The sequence below is a fragment of the Marinibium conchae genome (assembly GCF_015595035.1).
Taxonomy (GTDB): Bacteria; Pseudomonadota; Gammaproteobacteria; order Enterobacterales; family Alteromonadaceae; genus Glaciecola.
This window is the reverse complement of sequence record NZ_JADNRN010000001.1, coordinates 1150489-1173560: the sequence shown is the minus strand read 5'-3', so window position 1 is coordinate 1173560 and position 23072 is coordinate 1150489. Positions and strand designations below refer to the sequence as shown.

The window sequence follows — 23072 nt, the reverse complement described above, 5'->3', positions numbered from 1 at the left end:
AAATCTCAATCATCCACATTTTGTTACAAGTCATCGCCTTCGACTTTGCTCTAACACTTGTATTCACGCCTCGTTTTAGCGCACACTACTCAAAAAACTAATAATAACGACAAAAGGACTCTCTATGCGAAAGCGTATAAGTATTGCGGTATGTGCAGGATTACTGGCTTTATCTGTGGGCTCGGTTCAGGCCGGTTTACTCATGAAACCAACTTACAACCCCGAGCTTGATTATCAAGAGCAACTGCTGTTCGGTTCTTACGATGACAGTATGACTCCCCCTGATGAGATACTTGGTTTCCCAATAGGCTATCGAGTCGCTACTCCAGCGCAAATTACTGAGTCGATAAACACATGGAAAACGCAAAGTAAGCGGCTAAAGGTATTGGAATATGCGAAAAGTCATGAAGGTCGTCCACTTCACGCAGTTTTTATCTCAAGTCCGGAAAATCTTGCTCGAATGGATGAGGTACTTGAACAGTTAGCCGCCCTCTCCGACCCTCGTAAAACATCTGATTCACAAGCACAACAGATAATAGAAAAACTCCCTGCAATCGCTTGGATGGCTTACTCCATTCATGGTAATGAAACTTCTGGAGCCGATGCTGCTTTAACCTCAATATATCACTATGCTGCCTCGACAGACGCCGACGTTAAGTCCATGCTAGACGACATGATCGTTGTCATTGACCCAATAATGAATCCAGATGGCCGAGATCGTTTTGCCAAGTCTTTGGAACAGTATCGAGGCACTGCTCCAAACGTCGACGATCAGGCTTTACTGCATCGTGGTGACTGGCCTTATGGAAGAACTAACCATTATTTTTTCGACCTAAATCGAGACTTTTTCTATTTAACTCAACCAGAAACCATTGGCAGAGTAGAACTTATTAACAAGTGGCGGCCACAATTGATGATTGACGGCCATGAGATGGGACCACAGGATACTTACCTGATGGGACCACCAAGACAACCCTTAAACTTTAATATTGCACCCAGTGTTCAAAAATGGGCACAAACATTTTCCTTAGACCAAGGTGCCGCTTTTGACGAAAAAGGCTGGCGCTATTATACCGGTGAATGGTTTGAAAATTGGTACCCCGGCTATTCAAATTATGCTGAGTACAGAGGCTCTATGCATATCTTGTATGAACAATCTCGAATGGCTGAAGATGGCGTTCGTCGACCAGAGGGCACTATTCAGACATATAAAGAATCAGTTCATCATCAATTTGTAAGCACTATTGCAAATTTACAGTCCTTACAAAAACACAGTAAGGCAATGTACAAAGACTACTGGGAAGACCGAAAGTCCTTACTCAAAAAAGATAGCCCCTATGCAAATAGAACATTTGTTGTGCAAGCAAATGGTAATAAATCGCGTTTAGCGACCTTAGTGAGTAAGCTACAAGCGCAAGATATCGAGATATATACCGCGGATAAAGAGTTCACAGTTAAAAAAGCAAAAAACCATTTGGGCGATATCGGCACGGCCACCATCAAGAAAGGCAGCTTGATTATTCCAAATCGTCAACCTGAAGCACGATTGCTCGCTGCTATTATGGAATTTGATGCCCAAATTTTACCTGAGACCCTTGAACAGGAGCGTCAAAAAATCCTTCGTGAGGGCCAGTCGATAATGTACGACACATCGGCATGGAATCTTACGATGATGTATGGTCTTGAAGCATTCACGGTTGCTCAACACATTAGCACTAACATTAGTCCGTATTCAGAGCCCACACTTAATTTAGAACTTGCCGACGACAAAGCCATTGCTTGGGCTGTGAATGGTGATGATGACGCCTCTGTTGGTTTTGCGGCTCGTCTAATGGAGCGCGGTGTGCAAGTGCGAGTTATCGACAAAGCGACTCAACTTGGTGCGGTCGATTTAGCTCGTGGTTCGGTTGTAGTGACTATTACAGACAACCGCAATAACGAAAACTTAATTGATTTGTTGAACACCACGGCTAAAGAAAGTCAGTTGTCGATTAGGAACATTAACACGGGTTATGGCACAGGTGATATGCCAGAATGGGGAGGTGATCACTTTCAGCTTCTTGCTAAGCCTCAATTAGCTATTTTAGGCCAAGCCGGTACGAGCGCTAATGATGTTGGGGCGACGTGGTGGAGTATTGATACTCATCTGGGTATACGTCATTCTCAATTGGACTCATCTGCCTTATCACGTACCGATCTTCGTCGATATAATGTAATTGTGATGCCATCTGCATGGAGAGTTTCAGATGCCAATGCCAATGCGCTTAAGACTTGGGTAGAACAAGGTGGCACCTTGATAACTCATGAGGGGGCAACGCAAGCCCTTGCATCTAAAGATAAAACACGAGTGAAGTTACTCGACAACATTTTGGAAGACGCCGAAAAATATGACATTGCGTTACAGCGACGTTTATTAGCTAGCGAGCCTGTAAAAAACATGCAAGAGGTTTATTCTTCAGCATTACAAACAGATGTTGCCTACCCGTGGGACGATGCACCGAAACGCTTAAGCAAAGAGGAATTAAAGAAACGCAACGATTGGCAAAAAATGTTCATGCCTGCAGGTGCAATGGTATCGGGTAGCGCAGACCAAGAGCATTGGCTAACCTTTGGAACAAATGAAACTCTGCCCTTATTATATGGTCGCCAGCCTGTTTTAATTGTGCCAGAAAACGCTGAAGCTGTGGTTACTGTGGGTGTATATGCGGACAAAAAGCCTGCTAAAAAATCAGCCAAAAAAGACGACGACGAGAAGGACAAGGCAATAGCATGGTATACGCTACCGGAAGATAGTGAGTTGAAAGTTAGAATGAGTGGTTTGTTATGGCCAGAAGCCGCTCAAAGGATCGCAAACTCAGCCTACCTCACTCGCGAAAGAATGGGGAATGGCCAAGTTATTATGTTCTCTGGCGAACCTGTTTTCAGAGGGGCTACGCTAGGCACAAATCGCTTATTATTAAATGCTATTGTGTATGGACCGGGCATGGGGACCAGAGCAAATATAGACTTGTAATGAGTAGCACGATATTCGTCTGATTAGGTAAAGAGCCACGTTATGCTGTGTGGCTCTTTTTCTTTTACAGTCTAAATTTCGACACTGCGACCTTCAACTCGTTCATCTGCTCACCCAGTTGATGAGTAGCACTATTAGATTCTTTCGTACTTCTAGCACTTTCCTCAGCAATATCGACAATACTCTGCAAGTTACTCACGACAAGATCAAGCAGAGAGTCTTGATTTTGAGTATCGCTCACAATTTGTGTATTGACTTGGGCCAGCGTTTCAATAATGCCTCTGATTTCAGCAACTTGCACTGTCACTTTCTCTGATAGCTCCACACCCTGGCTAACTTGTTCACTACCGCGAGTGATCGCTTCAACAGCTTGGGAAGCGTCGAGTTGTAGCGCGCCAATCATCTTTTCAATCTCTTCCGTTGAATTATGGGTTCGAGTTGCCAAAGTTCTTACTTCATCTGCAACCACGGCAAAACCTCTACCTTGCTCCCCTGCTCTAGCGGCTTCGATGGCTGCATTGAGCGCAAGCAAATTGGTTTGTTCAGCAATAGTCTTAATCACATCAAGAATGCTCCCTATCTTGTGACTGTTGTCGCCCAAGCGGTGAATAATGTTTGCAGACTCCTCTGCTTGTCGAGCTTGAACATCAACGTGTCTGCGGCTTTCTTTTACTAAGCTCATTACCGAGTCAGTTTGTGCAATTGCCTGATGCATTTGATTATTAGCGGCCTCTATTTGTTGCAAATTATTAAGGCTAGTATCTTTCACTAACATGGTATTAGAAGATGTTTCGCTGATTTTTTGTTGTTGCAAAGCCACCTGTCGAAGACTCTGATCCCCCATCTCAATACTTACTGCTGTTGACTGCGTAAGCATTTGTTCTTGGGTGTGGATGCTACCGATAAGACTTTGCAAAGAATCAATAAGGCGATTCACGTTTCTTGATAACTGTGCGAACTCATCAAAACCTTCTTCGTTCATGCGCTTGGTTAAATCCCCACTGCTTAATACTTTGAGTCTGTCGTTCACTGCCTTTAAAGGCTTTGCAATACTGCGAGTGGCAATTAGGGCTAAAATAAAGGTAGCGCTGATTCCCACCACCGATACCACCATATTTTTTATTTCGTTGTTCAATACTGTATCGAGGATGTCCTGCTGCCCTTGCATTGCCGTAGCACTGACTTTTTCATACAGCACAGATAAAGACATATTCGCATTCTCTAGTGCGAGATTAGAAGCTTGGTTGTATCCAGTAATAGACTCTCTCAGCGCGATAGCTTGCTTGTGCATTGCAAATATACCGTCATCGCTATTCAACGCATTTGCCATCGCAACATATTGCTCATTAAACATGGCAACTAAGCCATCATTTTCAACATTTTCAGCTAAACGGTTCAAATAGGCAGAGTCAGCCTCTATATTGGTAACGTTGTAGCTTAAATCGTCGATGGTTTGTAATATCACAGCGGTATCCTTAGTCGACGACAATTCGTCAATTAAGCTTAATACCAAAGTAAGTTTGTTATCAATGTTGTTGCCCATACCTACCATAGCATCGAAGTCACGCCCAGAGCCATCAAGGTACGTTAGATCTAGCATAAGTGCACTTGCCTCGTCAGCTAAGGCTAAGGTCGTGTCGCTCTGTTCACTAAGTCGTTTTTGTAGTGCCAGCAACTTAAACTTCTCTTCGAACATCGCTTTACTGTGTTTTATGAAAGAAGCAGAACCATTGACCGTGTCTTCCAGTAATGGTTTATTGGCATCCGCCACATAGTCCTTGAGTGACTTGCTTCCATTTTCCAAATCAAGCACTAAGCTTTTAAATTGCTCTTGTAGTTGTGTTAAATCTTCTTCGCTAGTCTCATAAAATGCGGTTAGGCTGATGTTAGCTAAGGATAAAATATTAGTTTTGACCTCGTTCATTGCTTTTTGCATCGGCATCTTAGTTTCGATAACCGTTGTCGCAGACTGCTTAATATCCTGCAATCCGGAGTAGGATAAAAAACTTGTGATCAATAATAATATTGCCAGGCCGCTGAAGCCCATTATCATTTTTCTAACAACGGTGAGTTTTTCAAGAATTTCATTCACAATTTAAATCTACCCTTTATTTTGTGTAGCGCGTTATTTATCCACTAATACTCGAGTTACTGTCCTAGTTCGCGATTTTGTGCACAGAAAAAATAAACATATACATTATTTACGGCTGATGCTGTTAAATCTTTACAACTAACCTATAATACACAGCATGTTTTTTTGCCGAAGTTTCTCATGGACCAAAATAAAGAATTAAAAAAAGCAGGACTAAAAGTAACTCTGCCACGCTTAAAGATATTAGAAATACTCCAAGCGCCCAAAAATCAACACATCAGCGCTGAGGATGTATATAAAATCCTCATTGATCAGGGCGAAGAAATAGGCTTAGCAACGGTCTACAGGGTCTTAAACCAATTTGACGACGCAGGTATACTTAATCGGCATCATTTTGAAGGCGGTAAATCAGTTTTCGAAATCAGTCATAAAGAGCATCACGACCATCTTGTTTGCCTGACTTGTGGCAAGGTATTTGAGTTTGAAGACGACGTAATTGAAAAAAGGCAAGATGAAATTGCCGCAGCCAACAACATGAAGCTTACCAACCATAGCCTCTATCTTTATGGTGAGTGTACTAAGGCCGACTGCGAGAACGACGTAGACTAACTTAACTTCTAAACTTCAATTCGTTATAGGCTTGTTGAGTGTCGCGCCATACTTGGCCCGGCACACCAGTCCCGACTGTCTTATCATCAATACTTAACACCGGCCCGACTTCCTTACTTGAGCTTGTGATCCAGACTTCGTCTGCAGTGTCTAATTCACTTTTGTGAATTATCCTTTCCTGAACGTCATATTTTCTTTGCTCTCGTATTGCATTAATAACAATTTGACGAGTCACGCCCGGCAATATTTGATGGTCAAGAGGAGGGGTAGAAATAAGCCCATCTTTCACAACAAACACGTTGCATGATGACGCTTCTGTCAACTGGCCCTTACCATTGTATAAAATAACCTCATCTTTCCCATTGTCTTTACCGTGCTGGTAATGCATAACATTCCCCAACAGCGATGTAGACTTGATGTGACAACGTTGCCAACGCTTATCTTCGCTGGTCACGACATGATAAGAGCGTATTTCTTCACTGTGCATGTTTTGACTATCTGGAATAGGAAATGCGAAAGCATATACGGTAGGTTCAAGGTTATCCGGATAAGCATGGAAACGTTTTGCGTCTGTTCCTCGACTGATATGGATGTACACTGATTGTGCTGGTGTTGCACTCTCAGATATTAGCCTACGAATGCGCTTTATCCACTGCTCAGTGTCAATGTGGTACTGAATACCAATTTCGGCTAAACCATTGCGCATTCTCTCTAGATGCAGGTGCAAGCCTACGATATTACCCTCGTAGGTAGGAATAACTTCATATATACCGTCGCCAAATAAAAAACCGCGATCCATTGGTGAAATTTTAGCCTCATGCGATGGCATAAATTTACCGTTCAAAAAAACGTGCTGTTGCAAACTAATCTCTCATACAATAATTGTTAAAAAGCGCTTCAATGCGCGCACAGTGCAGACTAGCTAGGCTTTGTGCTTCAAGAATATCACACTCAACAAAGCGCACTATCGTGCCAGGCTTACACTGTGAAAGTAAGGCAATGTCATTGGATATTACACTTCCCAATTTTGGATAACCACCAATAGTTTGTCTCTCATTCATCATTACAATAGGGGTGCCGTCGGGTGTAATTTGAATTGCACCGTAAGCAATACCTTCTGAATGCATGTTCACACTACCGAGTTTCATAGCTAAGCCCTCAAACTTGATACCCATCGTGTTCATACTATTCGAGATGCAATAGTGAGAAGCATGAAATAAGGCTTTGTCAATATGTGAAAGTAAAGATGACTGATAACCTGAGACATAACGGAGCTCTACTGGCTTATCTGCACTGCCCGCTCGTGATAACAGCTCAATATGTTGTCCTAGCGCATGGCTATACTCGTTACTTATGCTCACTTTGCCGTTCTTAGCCTTATCAGCTAAGGAAAGGCTTTGCCCGCTTTGTAAACTGCTTCCATCCCCCTGTAAACCACCTAATTTTTCACGCTTTACTGCACAGCAAGATCCCACGACTTGTGCACACACGATGTCCTTATCGAAAGCAATATAATTATACAAGCCTGCTGTTGATGGCACTAGCCTTATCTCAACGTGATCTCCTGCCTTGCATGAATACACTGTGTTAAGTTTGAGCTCATCGTTATTTAAGAAAACCGCATTGCGTGCACCAGTAACAACGAAATCAATATCGCAATGAGTCTTTAGCTTGAACCCAGCCATTAATACTTCAATATTCGCGTCGTTTTTTGACTTACCGATAAGCAAATTAGCTAAAAGATAACTAAGTGCATCTGCCGGCCCTGCTTGACAAAAACCTTCATGCTGATGCCCTTTGCGCCCCTCATCAACAATTTGAGAGCGTAAACCGCTCTCTATAATTTTTATGGCATCGCCATTGTTTCTTGACGAGGCCATATTTGTGGCGGCTACAAGTGGCGTGTCGCTTTCCATTATACGCTTGATTCGTTTAGCGTCCTGTTGACGTAACTTTCGATACTCATGAGCTGAAATTGGGTAAAACTGCACGCTATCGCCAACACTAAAAACACGTTTAGCTTGAATAGATAAATCAAGCGGTGTGTAACCTAAAACATGCCATCCACCTGGGGAACTGATTGGATAGATAGCGCTTTGTTGGTCGGCTATTGCAACAGCCCCTCTCGGAATGGAGACTCGTGGTTGTGATAAACGAGGAGAAGTTAGGTGAGAATCAATATTTCCGAGGTAGGCGAAATTTGGTAAGAAGCCTATGGCGAAGACCCTCAGTTCTTTTTGGCAATGCAATTCAATGATCTGACTAGGGCTCAATTTCAAGCGTTTACTTAGACTTTCAATATCGTTCACAAAGGGGCTCGTAGCCTGCATATCTGATTCACAGAGGCCTTCGTAGCACACCGGTATGCGATGTAAGGTAGCGACTTGGTCATCCATACCGGTATCAACATCTTCGAACTGCGTGAAGTGTTGATCTAAGTGTTTTTCAAGCCATCCTTTCACAAAGAAATAATCAACAAGTGTGTTTGAGTATACGAACACTATACTCGCATAGGATGGAATGAGCTCCAGTAGCCAAGTAGGTTTGTTTTTTAACAAACCCGAGCTCAACTCTCGTATATGAGAATTAGCAAGGAGTAAATCATCACTTCTGAAATACACGATAAGCGCATTATCAGAGGCAAGTTCGACGCTTACCTTAGCACGCAAATTTTGCTGCAACATGTTACCGACACGCCAATAACTGACTTAGCCTTTCAGCAAGTTCAAGCGCGCTTGGTGTGTCTCCATGAATACAGATTGAATCTGCTGCCAAGGAAATTGTCTTACCGCTGAGGGTAGTTACCGTGTTAGTTTCAATAATTTGCTTAGCTTGCAAGAAAGCAGATTCAAGCTCCAAAACCGCACCACTTCTAGTTCTTGGTGTAAGCAGACCATCATCTTGATATGCTCTGTCGGCAAATGCTTCAAAAATGACGCTGACATCATATTCTTTAGCCTCGAGCAAAATATGGCTTTGCTGTGACGTTGCCTGCAACATGATAGGTAATTGTCGGTGATAAAGCTTCATTGCTTTGAATAATGCTGTTCGTACGCTAGGTTTGCTCATTGCGTCGTTATAAAGCGCACCATGGGGTTTAACGTGACTTAAATTTTGACCGTAACACTTGGCAAGCCCATCAAGAGTCGCAATTTGAGCGCACACGAGATGAATAAGCTCGGCGCTATCAATATTCATACTTCTTCGACCAAAGCCCTGTATATCAGGGTACGAAGGGTGAGCACCGATTTCCACCTTATGATGCAAAGTTGATTTAATGGCTTTTACCATACTGTTAGCATCACCTGCATGGCCACCACAGGCAATATTAGCCATATGAATATATGGCATCAGAGCCTCATCATTTTGTAGCTTCCACGCACCGAAGCTTTCACCCAAATCAGCGTTTAATTTCATAGTGGTATTATTAGAATATACATTAGTAAGCCGGAATACTGATATACTACCGCTATCTGTGCAAAACGTCATGTATGAGAGACAAGCAAATGCTAAATGTAGGCAAGGTAAGTAAACTAAGCGTTATCGATGTACTCCCCTTCGGGTACACACTAAGTGGCATTTCCCAAAACGCGTATGGCGAACAAGAGCATCGTGTATTCTTACCATCTAGCGACTGCGATCAAAGCTTGAGTGCGGGAAGTGAGATACACGCCTTCGTTTATTACGCTCAAGATGGAAGCCTTCAAGCAAGCTTGAAAAAAATGCCTATTCAAGTGGGTGAGTTTGCCCTTTTAACCTGCACCGGTGTCACTGATTTTGGGGCATTTTTCGATTGGGGGCTCGAGCGAGATTTACTTGTTCCGAGAGCTATGCAGCATAAATCAATGGACGTTGGCTTAAGTTATGTCGTAACCCTTATTCACGACAAGGACAATGAAAAGTTGCTAGGGTGTTCAAAGTTATACCGTTTTCTTGAAGAAACTAACAGCGAGCTCAAGATAGGTGAAGCCGTTGAGCTTTTGATTTACGACGAAAGCTCCTTGGGATTCAAAGCAGTCATTAACAATCGTTTTCAAGGCTTGTTGTTCAAAAGCGACCTCTACAAACGTATAAGTATCGGCGACCGTTTACCTGCTTTCATCAAACATATTCGCGAGGATGGCAAAATTGACTTGTCGCTTCAAAAGCTTGGCAAAACAGCTAGGAAGGATCTCGCGGAGGAAATCTTAGAAGACCTTGCTGCCCATGGCGGTATTTCGACATTAACCGACAAAAGCCCTCCTGAAGAAATTCAAGCGCACTACAATGTGAGTAAGGCGGCGTACAAAAGAGCATTGGGCAACCTATTTAAACAAAAGAAAATAAGCCTAAGCAAAACACATATAAAACTCATTGATTAGAAGGGTGAAGAATGAAAACTAGAGTTGACTGGATAGCGAGTAAACAGGGTCTTGGCTTTCAAGGTGTTATGGATAATGGCCATACCCTTGATTTGGATGGCAATGGTGAAGGCTTATCGCCGATGGAAGCAGTGTTGATGTCGGTTGGCGCTTGTTCATCTGTTGACGTAGTAGAAATCATGCGAAAAAGCCGTCAAAATATGACCGCTTGTTACTGTGAACTAGAAGCAATTAGAGCCGAAAGTCCACCTCGTAAATTCACCCACATCACAGCTCATTTTGTTGTTGAAGGCATGGACATAAACGAAAAGCATCTCGCACGTGCGGTGCAACTTAGCACAGAGAAGTATTGTTCTGTCATGCTCATGTTGGCAGGAAATGTCGATATAAACACTAGCTACGAAATCAAAACCGCCGAATAAAAAACACTATGCCTTTAATAAATAAACTTATCCTGGTCACTTTTTTCGGTATATGTGTGTTTATAGGGGGCTACATTGTTGGAAACAACTCAGCAAACGGCACTCCACCAGAACTGAATGAAGAAACTTCTAGCGACACGGCTAACACTAGCACGAAGGTAACAGATGACGAGAATACTCGTTTTGCTGCACTTAACACTAAAGAAACGAAAAGTGCTGATGTAGTTTTCTCAAGGTCAAACAATCCTGAATCAAAGCATGAAGCAGATAGCCAATTTTTTAGCGCACATACAGACGTCGTTAGTCTATTTAACAACCTAGTTGAATATTCGAGAAATAACGACGACTACAGCCTTTACGGACAAAAAATTGATAGCATTCGTCAGTTATTGATCAATGATGATGCTGCATTGGCTGGCTTAATGCTTCACTTCCAGCAGCTTGCAATGGATTCACAAGAAAGTTACTTGTTGGTGTCAATTATCATGGGTTTACCCAAAGAAAAAAGCCAAAACACTCTACTACAACTTGCCGAGGATACTCTACTAAGTAATTCACCTCAAAATGAGACTAATTTTATCGAGTTGATTGCCAGAACAGGTATTTACGCGCCCACATTAACTGAATCAGTTATCGATATTGCACTTTATACTGAGAATGACAAGGCAACGTTGCGAGCCCTCGACATATTAATGCCGCATGACTTAAGCGACAGTGAGCAAGCGCAAATAAAAGCTAAGCTTGTATCGAGCATTCCAAATCAAACTAAAGAGCAACAAGCTTACCAATTTAGCCAACTTTTACGATTTAGCAACAGAACTGAAAGGCAGGAGTTAATCAATGCTGAGTTCACTAAAAGTGAAGCGAACTATGCACTTCAATCCAGTTTAATGGATGCAGTTCACTCGGGGGTAATTGATCGAAGTGATGACTTGAAACAACACTTAAGTTCGATTGCTAGGCAAAACGACCACCCCTTGCGCGAGCAAGCTACTTACACCTTGATTTATCGTTTTCACCTTAGCCAAAGTGAATACCAAGAGATAATACAAGGACAAGAGCTAGAGTTGAACAGGCACTAGCATTAAGGACTTGTGCTTTTGTCTGACATTGTGTCCGTATCATCATTTTCACCCTCATCATCGTCTTGGCTAGCGTCAACTAATTTGCTATCGATAGATTTCGTCGGGGTGACGCCGAGCTTTTTGAATTGCTCGGCTTGTCTAACCAAGTTACCTCTACCAGTACTTAACTTACCCATAGCTTGTTCGTAGGTTTTAGAGGTCATTTCTAAGTTACGACCAATCTTTTCCATATCGACAATAAAGCCGTGAAATTTGTCGTACATTTTTCGAGCTTGATCAGCAATTTTATTTGCATTTTGATTCTGATACTCGTATTGCCAAATGTTATTAATGGTTCTTAATGCAACCAGCAAATTTGTTGGACTTACTAGCATTATCTGATTATCCATTGCTAACTTTATCAACTCTGGTTCGTGTTCGACCGCCGACATGAAAGCAGACTCGATGGGAATGAACATCAGCACGTAGTCTAAGGTTCGCATGCCATTAAGGTCTTGATAATCTTTTTTGCTTAAGCCTTTAATATGGCCTCGCAAAGACGCGACATGCTCTTTGATCGCTCGCTGCCTATCCTCTTCGTTGTCACTATTAACGAAGCGTTCATGAGCAACCAAAGACACCTTTGAATCAATAACGATATCTTTATCGTTTGGCAAATGAACTAACACATCGGGTTGAAAGCGTTTACCGTCATCATCTTTTAGTGATTTTTGGGTTTCATATTCATGCCCTTTGCGCAAGCCACTTTCACTTAATATTCGTTCTAAAACTAGCTCTCCCCAATTGCCTTGTTGTTTATTATCACCTTTAAGCGCATTGGTAAGCGCAGCTGCTTCTTCTGTAATTTGCTTATTGAGCTCTTTTAGGCCAAGAATTTCAGTTTTAAGTGACGCCCTTTCTTGACCTTCTTTTATATATTGATCACTGATTTGTCGCTTAAAGTTTTCAATTTGTTCCTTCAAGGGGTTAATTAATTGATTTAAGCCAGATTCGCTACTTTTGGTGAACTTTTCAGACTTTTGCTCAAATATTTTATTGGCCACATTTTCAAATTGCGTTGAAAGTTGCTTTTCAGCATTCTCCAACAACGAAAGCTTCTCAGAGAAGTTTCGCCTTTCTTGCGCGAAGCTAGCTTCTTGAGACTTAGTCGTGCTTTTCAATGCAGCGTATTCGTCATTCAGGAGCTTGTAGGTATCGCGTAATTCGCTCAGTTCATCTTGTTTACGAGTAAGTTCGTCGGCTTTTTGAGAAAGTACGCCAATTTCACGCTGATTATCGGCAATAACACGGGTATTTTCTTCTATCGTCTGCGAAAGTTTTCTTTCAATGGCAATCCACTTCTGCTCAGCTTGTTCAAATTCGGTGTTTTTTTGCAAATAGCGCTGTTCCAGTAAGGCCTGATCTTGTAGTTGTTGTTGTAGCTTGTTTTCAAAGTCTCGAAGGATGACTTCTCGTTCCTTCTCGGATGACTGATGTAAGTCTAATAGCAACTGCTCATGTTGCATCTGTTGCGTGTTGAGAACCGCTAATACTTTAGATCTATACAAAAAATAACAAATAATAAGCATTAACAACGCGGCTGAAGAGGCCGCTATGGCAACCTGTGCGTTCATAAACGAATCGAAAGTCATCATGTCCCTTGAGATAAATAAGTGTGTGTTCAGCTGAATATAACGATGTTTTATAACAATTTTAGTCAACGGGGCCACAAGATTGCGACCCCGCCATATTTATGCTTTCAGCGCAGCATCCAAATCGGCAATTTTTGCCTTCCAAATCGCCGGGCCAGTTTCATGAGCATTTGCGCCAGTGCTATCTACAGCAACGGTTACAGGCATATCAACGACATCAAACTCATAAATTGCCTCCATACCTAAATCTTCAAAAGCAAGCACTTTGGATTTTTTGATCGCTTTTGATACCAAATAAGCGGCACCACCTACAGCCATTAAATAAACTGCCTTGTGCTTAGCAATACTCTCTACGGTCGCAGGGCCTCGCTCAGCCTTACCAATCATGCCTATTAAACCGGTTTCCTCGAGCATCATATCGGTGAATTTATCCATTCGCGTCGCGGTCGTCGGTCCTGCTGGACCAACTGCTTCGTCGCCTACTGCGTCGACTGGGCCAACGTAATAGATAAAGCGATTAGTTAGGTCGACACCATCAGGTAAACCTTCACCATTTGCTAACATCGTTTGAATTCGCTTATGCGCGGCATCTCTGCCAGTCAGCATTTTACCGCTGAGTAAAACAGTTTCGCCTACTTTCCATTCTTGGATATCAGCTTTAGTAATATCGTTAAGATTCACTCTGCGAGTGTCTTTACCTACTTCCCAAGTAATTTCCGGCCAATCTTCCAGCTTCGGAGCTTGTAATTCAGATGGTCCGCTTCCATCAAGGTAAAAGTGTGCATGACGAGTGGCAGCGCAGTTAGGGATCATAGCGACCGGTTTTGAAGCTGCGTGGGTTGGCAGTGACTTAATTTTGATATCAACCACGGTGGTCAACCCACCTAAGCCTTGTGCGCCGATACCAAGGTCGTTCACCTTCTTAAAGATGTCTAAACGCAGTTTTTCTTCCGTTGTCTTAGCGCCACGTTCCATCAGTTCTTGTATGTCAACAGGGTCCATAAGACTCTCTTTTGCAAGCACCGCAGCCTTTTCCGCTGTGCCGCCAATACCGATGCCTAACATACCTGGTGGACACCAACCAGCGCCCATTGTAGGGAGCGTTTTAACCACCCACTCGGCAATATCATCGCTTGGATTCAGCATCACCATCTTCGACTTATTTTCTGAGCCTCCGCCCTTTGCTGCAATCATCACTTCAATTTTATCACCAGGTACCGTGTCGATATGCACAACTGCTGGAGTATTGTCTTTTGTATTAGTTCTGGCGCCAGCAGGATCGGCGACGATCGACGCTCTTAGAGGATTATCAGGGTTTAAATAAGCTCTTCGTGTACCTTCATCAACCATTTCTTGAACGGTTAGATCAGTTTTATCCCAACTCACTCCCATGCCTATTTTCACAAAGCAAGTAACAATGCCTGTATCTTGACAAAGCGGACGCTTACCTTCGGCTGACATCCGAGAGTTAATTAAAATTTGCGCCATCGCATCTTTCGCGGCTTGGCTTTCTTCTCTGTTATAAGCTTGCTCTACCGCTTTTACATAATCTAATGGGTGATAATAGGAAATGAATTGAAGTGCATCTTCAATACTGTCTATAAAGTCTTGTTGACGAATAACGGTCATAATGTCCCCTGTTTTTTCAAAGAGTGATATTGTTTTTAAACTATGCCACGTATAATGTTTATTTTCGCTTAAATAACGATGATTTACGAGGAAGAATTTGTCTTTTAACCTCCGTGTAGAAGAACTGAGCTGTTATCAGGGCTGTAGCGCAACTGATGTGTTTGCCAATTTTGAACACTTGCCGTGGGCAATGCTTTTAGATACCTGCAATAATAAGCTTAGCGACGGGCGCTACGACATCATTGTCCATTCCCCTATCGCAAAAATTGCACAGCAGTCATCAGGCGTGAGTGTAGACATCACGGCTGCCGACATGGAGTGGGACAAACGATTAGTTGCCAGCACAAAAGACTGCGTATTTGACTTATTGACTGAAGTTCACGACAGTTTTCGAGCGCAAATAAATACTCATGTGCTCGACACACATCCCGAGTTTAATAAGCTACCTTTTCTTTGCGGGGCACTTGGGTATTTCTCCTACGATTTAAATACAAGGCTTAACACCAGTCATATCGACGATATACATCCAGAGCAATATGCAAGCGCTGATGCTAGCATTGGTATTTACGATCAGTCGCTCATATTCGACAATAGAACTGGGAAAGTCTTTTGTTGTTATCTTAATGAGAAGCGAAGAAAATTGCTTGTTGTCGATCACTGTCAAAAATCTTCTAGTAAAGCAAAAAGAGCATTTCAATTAACCCAGAAATGGACGGCTAATTTAAGTGAAAATGAGTATACCGAGCAATTAACAAAGGTAGATGAATATATCCGTGCCGGTGATTGCTATCAAATAAATTTTGCTCAACGTTTTAGCGCAAAATACTCAGGCTCTGAGTGGCTCGCCTACGAAATGCTAAGGTCGGTAAACAAAGCGCCTTTCTCTTCATTTATCAGACTAGATAAAAGTTGTATTTTAAGTGTCTCTCCGGAGCGTTTTTTACAGGTTAAGAATGGAATAGTTGAGACCAAACCGATTAAAGGCACTAGAAAAAGAGCCGCAGAAACCCAAGCAGACAAAGCCCTTAGCGACGAGCTTCTGGCTTCAGAAAAAGACAAAGCAGAGAATTTAATGATAGTCGATCTGCTACGCAATGACTTAAGTAAGCACTGCAAACCACATTCAGTGACTGTGCCAAAACTCTTTTCTCTAGAAAGCTACCCAGCTGTGCATCATATGGTAAGTACCGTGCTTGGTGAACTTAAAGAAAACGTAAGCCCAATTGCGCTGTTAAAAGGGGCTTTTCCGGGAGGCTCAATAACCGGTGCCCCCAAAGTTAGAGCGATGCAAATTATTCAAGAGTTGGAGCCCGACAAACGCAGCATTTATTGCGGTAGCATTGGTTACATTGGTGTACGCAACGACATGGATACGAATATTTGTATACGCACTATTTTAGCTGAAAACGATACTCTCTATTGCTGGGCTGGAGGGGGCATTGTGCTCGATTCAGATATAAGTTCGGAATATCAGGAAAGCTTGGACAAGGTAGCTCGTATATTGCCAGTACTAGAAGAAAGCTTGAAAAGCGATAGATCATGAATGAGAAAACCTTTCTTTCAACATTTCATTTACCTTGGGCCGCAGGTCCTGCGCATGACTTTCCTTACCCAATAGAAAGTCGTCCGGCAGCTGTGCTGATATGTTTGCAGCCCCCATTCGATGATCTTCAAGTATTATTCACTGAACGTGCATCGCATTTAACTCATCACGCTGGTCAAATTAGCTTTCCAGGTGGTAAATATGAACAATCCGATGACGGTTTAATAGCAACCGCTTTGCGCGAAGCCGAAGAGGAAATTGGCCTAAATGCTAATGATGTTAGAATATTAGGCACTTTGCCTGAATACAAAACCATAAGTGGTTTTACTGTGTTGCCCGTTGTTGGCATCCTTGATCAATGCTTGTGCTTAGATAAAGACCTGAACATTGATAGAAATGAAGTCAGCCGAGTATTTCAGGTACCATTAGCGCACCTAATGAATAAGTCGCAGTATTTCACCCATGAAGTAAAACGCAAGAACTATTCATTTCCAGTGTATTTTATTCAATATGAAAATGACGTCATATGGGGCGCAACGGCTGGCATGACAGCCGCCCTATGTAAGCATTTTGATGCCTACAAACATATTCGATAATACCATTAATAGCGTGAGCGCCTTAGTCAGAGGCTCTGCCTATGCATCAACACTACATTAACAAAATTAATCCATCTCATTAGCATTTCTAACTTGTTAAATTGCGCAATTATGTAAAACTGAAGGAGGATTTCATCATACGATATAAATAACATGATTAGCGTTTTTGATATGTTCAAAGTAGGAGTTGGCCCTTCGAGCTCTCATACGGTTGGCCCAATGAGAGCCGCTGTTGCTTTTTGCGAGAATTTACAACACAAAGAGTTACTTACGCATGTTAGTTCAATAAAAACTGAATTATATGGCTCTTTAGGTCAAACTGGAAAAGGACATGGTACCGGAAAAGCGGTAATTTTAGGCTTGCTTGGTTATTTGCCAGAAAATGTTCCGGTTAAGGCCGTAGACGCAATGTTGGAGCAAGTCGAGTTGCAACAACGCCTACTGCTAAATCAAAGCATAGAAATAGACTTTCCAAAAGATGGTGCGATTGTTTTTCACCGTCGCAAAACACTTCCCTTGCACGCGAACGGTATGACTTTCTTTGCTTACAGCGGTACTGAAGTTATCGAACAAAAAACCTACTACTCTATTGGTGGTGGCTTTATTGTTGAAGAATCCGAATTTGAGGCACAAAAATCAGAAAAATTAGCTGAACAACAAAATGATGCTCCCTACCCCTTTTCGACGGCGAATCAGTTGCTCGATATTTGTAAAGAAAACGGCTTCTCCATTAGCACATTAATGATTCAAAATGAACTATCGATCATGTCGGAAGATACTTTACGCAAAGACCTCGTGAACATTTGGCGAGTTATGCAGGAGTGTGTCGAAAACGGCATAAATACGGAAGGCATTTTACCAGGAGGTCTGAGAGTTCATCGGCGGGCTTCAGGTCTTTATCGTCGTTTAAAAAACGAAAACAGCAACGATCCTATGCAAGCAATGGATTGGGTGAACTTGTTTGCACTTGCAGTGAATGAAGAAAATGCAGCAGGCGGCAGAGTTGTGACCGCGCCAACAAACGGAGCGGCGGGAATCATTCCAGCGGTATTGTGTTATTTCGACAAGTTTATTCGGCCTGTAGATGACGACACTGCTTGCCGCTATTTACTCACAGCCGCAGCCATCGGCATTCTTTACAAGAAGAACGCCTCTATATCTGGTGCTGAAGTTGGTTGCCAAGGCGAAGTTGGCGTGGCTTGCTCTATGGCGGCTGGTGCTCTCACCGAAATTTTAGGTGGTTCGGTAGATGCGGTTGAAAATGCTGCCGAAATTGGCATGGAACACAATTTGGGCCTAACATGCGACCCTGTAGGCGGCCTTGTTCAAGTGCCCTGTATTGAACGAAACGCCATGGGCGCAATCAAAGCCATTAACGCCTCACGTCTTGCGTTTAGAGGAACGGGCCACCACAAGGTATCTTTAGACAAAGTCATTAAAACCATGTGGGATACCGGCAATGATATGAAAACCAAGTACAAAGAAACGGCTCGTGGCGGTCTAGCGGTGAATATTATAGAGTGCTAGTGAAAACAGCTTTGAATACGCTTTTCAAAGCTGTTTTCGATTAACTCGCTTAGGCCTGCTACTTTACTGGTAAGGTCAGTCCTTTAAACATTTTCTCAACTTCATCATTGTTTTTTTGCATCATTGCTCTTTCAACAACATCCTTAGTGAGGTGTGGGGCAAAACGCTCAATGAAGTCGTACATGTAACTGCGTAAGAAAGAGCCTTTTCTAAAGCCAATCTTGGTTGTGCTGTAATCGAATAAGTGGCTAGCATCAATTTTCACCAAATCGTCATCAAGCTCATCACTGACTGCCATTGACGCAATCACCCCGATACCCACGCCCAGTCGAACATAAGTTTTTATTACGTCTGCATCCGTCGCAGTAAAGACGATCTTAGGACTAAGGTTGGCTGCTGAGAATGCGTGGTCCAGTTCTGAGCGCCCAGTAAAGCCAAAGACGTAGGTGACTAGCGGATACTTTGCTATGTCTTGTATGGTAATGGTGCCCTTTTTAGCCAAAGGATGCTCTTTATTGACGATAACGGAACGATTCCAGTGATAACAAGGAAGCATTACAAGGTCGTTGTATAAGTGCAAAGACTCAGTCGCGATAGCAAAATCAGCCTCGCCTTTCGCGGCTAAATCACTAATTTGAGACGGTGTGCCTTGATGCATGTGCAACGACACCTTGGGATACTTTGACATAAAGCCTTTAATGACATCTGGCAGAGCGTAACGAGCTTGAGTATGCGTTGTTGCTATATTTAGTTTTCCCTGATCAGGCAAAGTGTGTTCCCTTGCCACTGCTTTGATACTCTCAACTTTTGCTAAAATTTCACGTGATATATTAATCACATCCTTTCCGGCCTCAGTAACATGCGTCAGATGCTTCCCACTTCTACCAAAAATCTGGATACCTAATTCGTCTTCCAACATTCTTACTTGCTTGCTAATTCCAGGCTGAGATGTAAATAGGGTTTCAGCTGTCGCCGATACGTTTAGATTGTTATTGAGTACTTCGACGATATATCTGAGTTGCTGTAATTTCATTGAGTAGCCTTAAAGAGTAGCCAGTAATAGCAGACTTTGAAAAAAGTACTGCTTTGCAAAGGTTGTGCTTATAAACTTAATACTTAAATAGTAGCTAATTTAAAACTATTTTGCATAAGAATTTGACGATTAACACATCCGACCAATAAAGATTACTAGGAGCATCCATACTAAGGTATTAGTAGCGATGAGTACTTGGCAATTAAGTGAGCTAAACTAGTATAGTAAGGAGAAGTTCTGCCGATAATAGCTGTATAACGCTAACGCCAAAGGGTTTATATGTTAGAAAAAGTAGCGCAGTACGAAAGTAATGAGGCCGATTTTACGCCACATGACCAAATAGACTTTGCATCGGTAATGGCTGTTGCTGTGCACGACATGAAAAATTCCTTATCTTTACTCCTTCACAACATCGAACAATTATCAGAAGCCATCCCTAAAGACCAACTCGACTCTCGCCAAGGGATAGTTGACTTGCACTACGAAGCCAGTCGCATGAACACTACCCTGGTTCAAGTTCTATCATTGTACCGTTGCGATCGAAACTCACTCCCATTGCATGTTGATGAATGCTTTTTGGTCGATTTGATCGAAGAACTAGCAGACTCAAATGCGACCTACACCAAGCAAAAGAATATCGCGATTGAACTGGATGTAAATGAAGACTTATCATGGTATCTCGATAAAGATCTAATATTTTTACTTCTAAACGACGTAGTAGTAAACTCTATGCGCTATGATGCTTCAGTTATAAGGATTTCGGCTAGCGTCGAAAACGATTGTTTGAGTATAGCAGTGGAGGATGATGGTCAGGGCTATCCGCAAAGTATGTTAGATATAAGCAATGCAGAAATGAGTTCCTTATCAATAAGTGAAGGCCGAACCGGACTAGGGCTATACTTTGCAAGAATGATAGCTCAAGCCCATAAAAACAATAACCAACATGGAAGTATAGAGTTAACGAACAGCAGTGTTACCGGTGGTAGTATTTTTTCAGTAAAACTACCCTAATGGAAACGTAGCCATAATCCAACATGGAATCATAAAATGAGTTACACCATTGTTATCTTACTTATTGCAATTCTCATTATCGCTGGTATTTCGGCCAGCGCAGTGCAGCAGCACAAAGAACGCAAAGAATCCCAAAAGCGTGAAGAAGTCAGTCGCCAACGCGCAATCATTGAAGAAACTGAGGCGGCCCTAGCTGCTGCAAGTCAGATGCCTGCATCACAACAACTACACGCTATATTGCTAAAACGTATTCACAATGCAATAAAATCCAGTCTTGAACAAAGCCCAAACCCTGATTTGAAGCAACGCTTAGGAGAAACGGCTGCAAAACTGAAAAACATTGATTTGAGCCAGGCACCGCCCGATCATAATAGCTTCAAGCTTCCTTCTAACGATAAAAACATTATTAAATATATTCAAGCCGTAAAAAAATTGCGAGTCATTCTGCGGTCGGAACAGGGAAAAGGCAATATTACCCCAAAAGTGTTTGCTTTCGAGGATAAAAGTCTTGAGCGTCTTCAACTCCGAGTGAACGTTGAAACACTAGGAAAAAGAGCACATGACGCGATGGCTACCGGTATGCAAGGCAGTGCTCGTCAATACTTGGAAAAAGCAGTGAACGCACTCAACGGTCATAAGCCTCAAGACGAATACACGGTAAAACGCATTGAAGACTATACAAAAATACTTAACAGCTTAGAAAGCGCGATGAAAGAAGCTAATTTAGCCAAAGTCGCTGCTGATAAAGCGAAAGAAAGCGAAGAAATTGACGAATTATTTGCCCCCAAAAAGAAATGGTGATGCTTTATCGCAGGTAATGATCGTCAATAATTGCAATGAGGGCTTTGGCTGCAACCGAGAGTGTCTGTTTGTCTGAGCGTATGTAGCCCACTGCTATGGTTATATCTAGGTCATCTACAAGCTGACAAACACAGTTCTTCACCTCCATCTGCTGCCTACACATACTCGGCACGATGGACACGCCCAAGCCACTTGCCACTAAGTTGCCTATTGTTTCAAATTGACTTGCCTCATAAGCTACGTCAAGCGACAGTCCCTTTTTATCGAAAGCTAAATCAACCCATTTACGGGTACTCGATCCCCTATTCATGGCAATAAATTTATGCTTGCTAATTTGTGCCAATGAAGGCTTAAGCTGCTGATTTAGCTCATGGCCATTTGGTGAAATAAGGATGAAATCGTCATCAAATAAGCGAGTAAAGTGTAGGTTTGAAGTATCATCTGGTGAAAAGACAAAACCCAATTCTGCTCTAGCATCTTTAACGTGTTGAATTGTACTTTCCATCACCTCATCGATGATCCTAATCCCAATTTTTGGTTGCGCGTAACCGAAGAAGGTCAGTATTTTAGGTAATTTACTATGTGCAAATGATGGCATTGCTGCAACGGTTACTACACCATTCTCTAGCTCAAATAATTGCTTTACATCAAAAACTGCGGTGTCGAGATCGCTCAAAATTCGCTTAGCAAGAGGCAAAAATGAAGCGCCCTCAGGGGTGAGCTCGACCCTTCTTGTTGACCTCATGAATAACTCGCCGCCTAGAAAGTCTTCCATGTTTTTAATCGCTGATGATAACGCCGGCTGAGACAAATTTAGCTGTTCGGCTGCTTCAGCGAAAGACTGAAATTTGGCGACGTTAACGAAGGCATTAAGCTGCTTTATCGATATAGTAATAAGAAAATCCAACAAGGCTATTAATAAAATATTTTTATTAGTCTAACTGATAAATCAATTTTACAAAAGACAGAGGATCATCAATACTTCATTATGGTAAAAAATAAGGTAACTTAATAATGGCTGGTTTTAATAAAGTAGTATCAAGTTATGAAGAGGCAATGGCGGGTTTGCAAAACAACATGACCGTTATTGCTGGCGGCTTTGGTTTGTGTGGTATTCCCGAAGGCCTCATTGCACAGATAAAAAAAATGGGCACAAATGGCCTTACCGTTGTATCCAACAATTGTGGCGTCGATGGTTTTGGATTGGGTATTCTGCTTGAAGACAAACAAATTAAAAAAATGATTTCGTCTTATGTTGGCGAAAATGCCTTGTTTGAACAGCAACTGTTGAATGGTGAGCTAGAAGTGGAATTAACACCTCAGGGCACGCTTGCGGAAAAAATGCGTGCCGGCGGTGCTGGTATTCCCGCTTTCTTCACTGCTACAGGGTATGGAACACCAGTAGGAGAAGGTAAGGAAAGCCGTAACTTCAATGGTCGAGACTATATTATGGAAGAAGCAATCACGGCTGATTTTGCTATTGTAAAAGCTTGGAAAGCCGACAAGTTTGGGAATTGCATCTATCGACACACGGCGATGAACTTCAATCCGATGGCAGCGACGGCGGGGAAAATAACCGTTCTTGAGGTGGAGGAAATCGTGGACGTTGGTGAGTTGGAACCTAGCCAAATACATACGCCGGGAATTTACATAGATCGTGTTATTCAAGGTAATTTTGAAAAGCGCATAGAACGACTTGTCACGTCGAAAGGAGCATAA

At 42.4% G+C, this 23072-nt stretch carries 19 protein-coding genes; 11 read left to right on the top strand and 8 right to left on the bottom strand.

Going from position 1 to position 23072, the window contains the following annotated elements:
- Positions 1–124 precede the first annotated feature (124 nt).
- On the top strand, positions 125–3013 hold the full coding sequence (locus ISG33_RS04940; protein ID WP_195732402.1) for a M14 family metallopeptidase: 2889 nt from the start codon (positions 125–127) through the stop codon (positions 3011–3013).
- Between the two features lie 64 nt (positions 3014–3077).
- Here the strand turns inward: ISG33_RS04940 and ISG33_RS04935 are convergent, their stop codons facing one another.
- Positions 3078–5105, bottom strand: coding sequence for a HAMP domain-containing methyl-accepting chemotaxis protein (locus tag ISG33_RS04935; RefSeq protein ID WP_195732401.1), 2028 nt, complete (start codon positions 5103–5105; stop codon positions 3078–3080).
- A gap of 180 nt (positions 5106–5285) precedes the next feature.
- Here ISG33_RS04935 and fur point away from each other — a divergent pair, with 180 nt between their 5' ends.
- Positions 5286–5714: a ferric iron uptake transcriptional regulator gene (gene fur, locus ISG33_RS04930; protein ID WP_195732400.1), complete on the top strand. Its 429-nt coding sequence runs from the start codon at positions 5286–5288 to the stop codon at positions 5712–5714.
- A 1-nt stretch (position 5715) separates the two neighbouring features.
- Here the strand turns inward: fur and ISG33_RS04925 are convergent, their stop codons facing one another.
- The 3 genes from ISG33_RS04925 to ISG33_RS04915 are packed head-to-tail and all read right to left on the bottom strand — an operon-like array spanning position 5716 to position 9131.
- Complete coding sequence (locus tag ISG33_RS04925; RefSeq protein ID WP_195732399.1) at positions 5716–6543, bottom strand: aminotransferase class IV; 828 nt, start codon at positions 6541–6543, stop codon at positions 5716–5718.
- 34 nt (positions 6544–6577) lie between these two features.
- Positions 6578–8398: a 5-oxoprolinase subunit B/C family protein gene (locus ISG33_RS04920; RefSeq protein WP_195732398.1), complete on the bottom strand. Its 1821-nt coding sequence runs from the start codon at positions 8396–8398 to the stop codon at positions 6578–6580.
- A 1-nt stretch (position 8399) separates the two neighbouring features.
- Entirely contained in the window at positions 8400–9131 is a 732-nt protein-coding gene (locus ISG33_RS04915; protein ID WP_195732397.1) for a 5-oxoprolinase subunit PxpA, read from the bottom strand.
- Between the two features lie 74 nt (positions 9132–9205).
- On the opposite strand from ISG33_RS04915, the gene ISG33_RS04910 reads away from it, so the two are divergent.
- The 3 genes from ISG33_RS04910 to ISG33_RS04900 are packed head-to-tail and all read left to right on the top strand — an operon-like array spanning position 9206 to position 11579.
- Positions 9206–10075: a CvfB family protein gene (locus ISG33_RS04910; protein ID WP_229333455.1), complete on the top strand. Its 870-nt coding sequence runs from the start codon at positions 9206–9208 to the stop codon at positions 10073–10075.
- Between the two features lie 11 nt (positions 10076–10086).
- A complete protein-coding gene (locus ISG33_RS04905; RefSeq protein ID WP_195732396.1) occupies positions 10087–10497 on the top strand; it encodes an OsmC family protein in 411 nt (136 codons plus the stop codon).
- Positions 10498–10553: 56 nt separating this feature from the next.
- Positions 10554–11579 carry a hypothetical protein gene (locus ISG33_RS04900; RefSeq protein ID WP_195732395.1) on the top strand — a complete coding sequence of 342 codons (1026 nt, stop codon included), beginning with the start codon at positions 10554–10556 and terminating at the stop codon, positions 11577–11579.
- Between the two features lie 2 nt (positions 11580–11581).
- On the opposite strand, the gene ISG33_RS04895 is transcribed toward ISG33_RS04900, so the two are convergent.
- Both ISG33_RS04895 and ISG33_RS04890 read right to left on the bottom strand, forming a co-directional pair.
- Positions 11582–13216 carry a DNA recombination protein RmuC gene (locus tag ISG33_RS04895; RefSeq protein ID WP_229333454.1) on the bottom strand — a complete coding sequence of 545 codons (1635 nt, stop codon included), beginning with the start codon at positions 13214–13216 and terminating at the stop codon, positions 11582–11584.
- A 96-nt stretch (positions 13217–13312) separates the two neighbouring features.
- Positions 13313–14842 carry a fumarate hydratase gene (locus tag ISG33_RS04890; RefSeq protein WP_195732394.1) on the bottom strand — a complete coding sequence of 510 codons (1530 nt, stop codon included), beginning with the start codon at positions 14840–14842 and terminating at the stop codon, positions 13313–13315.
- Between the two features lie 97 nt (positions 14843–14939).
- On the opposite strand from ISG33_RS04890, the gene pabB reads away from it, so the two are divergent.
- The 3 genes from pabB to ISG33_RS04875 all read left to right on the top strand — a co-directional run bounded on the left by pabB (position 14940) and on the right by ISG33_RS04875 (position 18508).
- A complete protein-coding gene (gene pabB / locus ISG33_RS04885) occupies positions 14940–16385 on the top strand; it encodes an aminodeoxychorismate synthase component I (protein WP_229333453.1) in 1446 nt (481 codons plus the stop codon).
- Entirely contained in the window at positions 16382–16981 is a 600-nt protein-coding gene (locus ISG33_RS04880) for a CoA pyrophosphatase (protein ID WP_195732393.1), read from the top strand. Before pabB ends, ISG33_RS04880 begins: the two co-directional genes overlap by 4 nt.
- 153 nt (positions 16982–17134) lie before the next feature.
- Positions 17135–18508: an L-serine ammonia-lyase gene (locus tag ISG33_RS04875; protein WP_195732392.1), complete on the top strand. Its 1374-nt coding sequence runs from the start codon at positions 17135–17137 to the stop codon at positions 18506–18508.
- 58 nt (positions 18509–18566) lie between these two features.
- Here ISG33_RS04875 and cysB read toward each other — a convergent pair whose 3' ends face one another.
- Positions 18567–19541: an HTH-type transcriptional regulator CysB gene (gene cysB / locus ISG33_RS04870; RefSeq protein WP_195732391.1), complete on the bottom strand. Its 975-nt coding sequence runs from the start codon at positions 19539–19541 to the stop codon at positions 18567–18569.
- 279 nt (positions 19542–19820) lie between these two features.
- On the opposite strand from cysB, the gene ISG33_RS04865 reads away from it, so the two are divergent.
- Positions 19821–20552 (top strand): sensor histidine kinase, encoded by a 732-nt coding sequence (locus ISG33_RS04865; protein WP_195732390.1) that lies wholly within the window; start codon positions 19821–19823, stop codon positions 20550–20552.
- Positions 20553–20588: 36 nt separating this feature from the next.
- Complete coding sequence (locus tag ISG33_RS04860) at positions 20589–21353, top strand: hypothetical protein (protein ID WP_195732389.1); 765 nt, start codon at positions 20589–20591, stop codon at positions 21351–21353.
- A gap of 4 nt (positions 21354–21357) precedes the next feature.
- Here the strand turns inward: ISG33_RS04860 and ISG33_RS04855 are convergent, their stop codons facing one another.
- Positions 21358–22260: a LysR family transcriptional regulator gene (locus ISG33_RS04855; RefSeq protein WP_229333452.1), complete on the bottom strand. Its 903-nt coding sequence runs from the start codon at positions 22258–22260 to the stop codon at positions 21358–21360.
- Positions 22261–22367: 107 nt separating this feature from the next.
- Between ISG33_RS04855 and ISG33_RS04850 the strand changes: the two genes are divergently transcribed.
- Complete coding sequence (locus ISG33_RS04850; protein WP_195732388.1) at positions 22368–23072, top strand: CoA transferase subunit A; 705 nt, start codon at positions 22368–22370, stop codon at positions 23070–23072.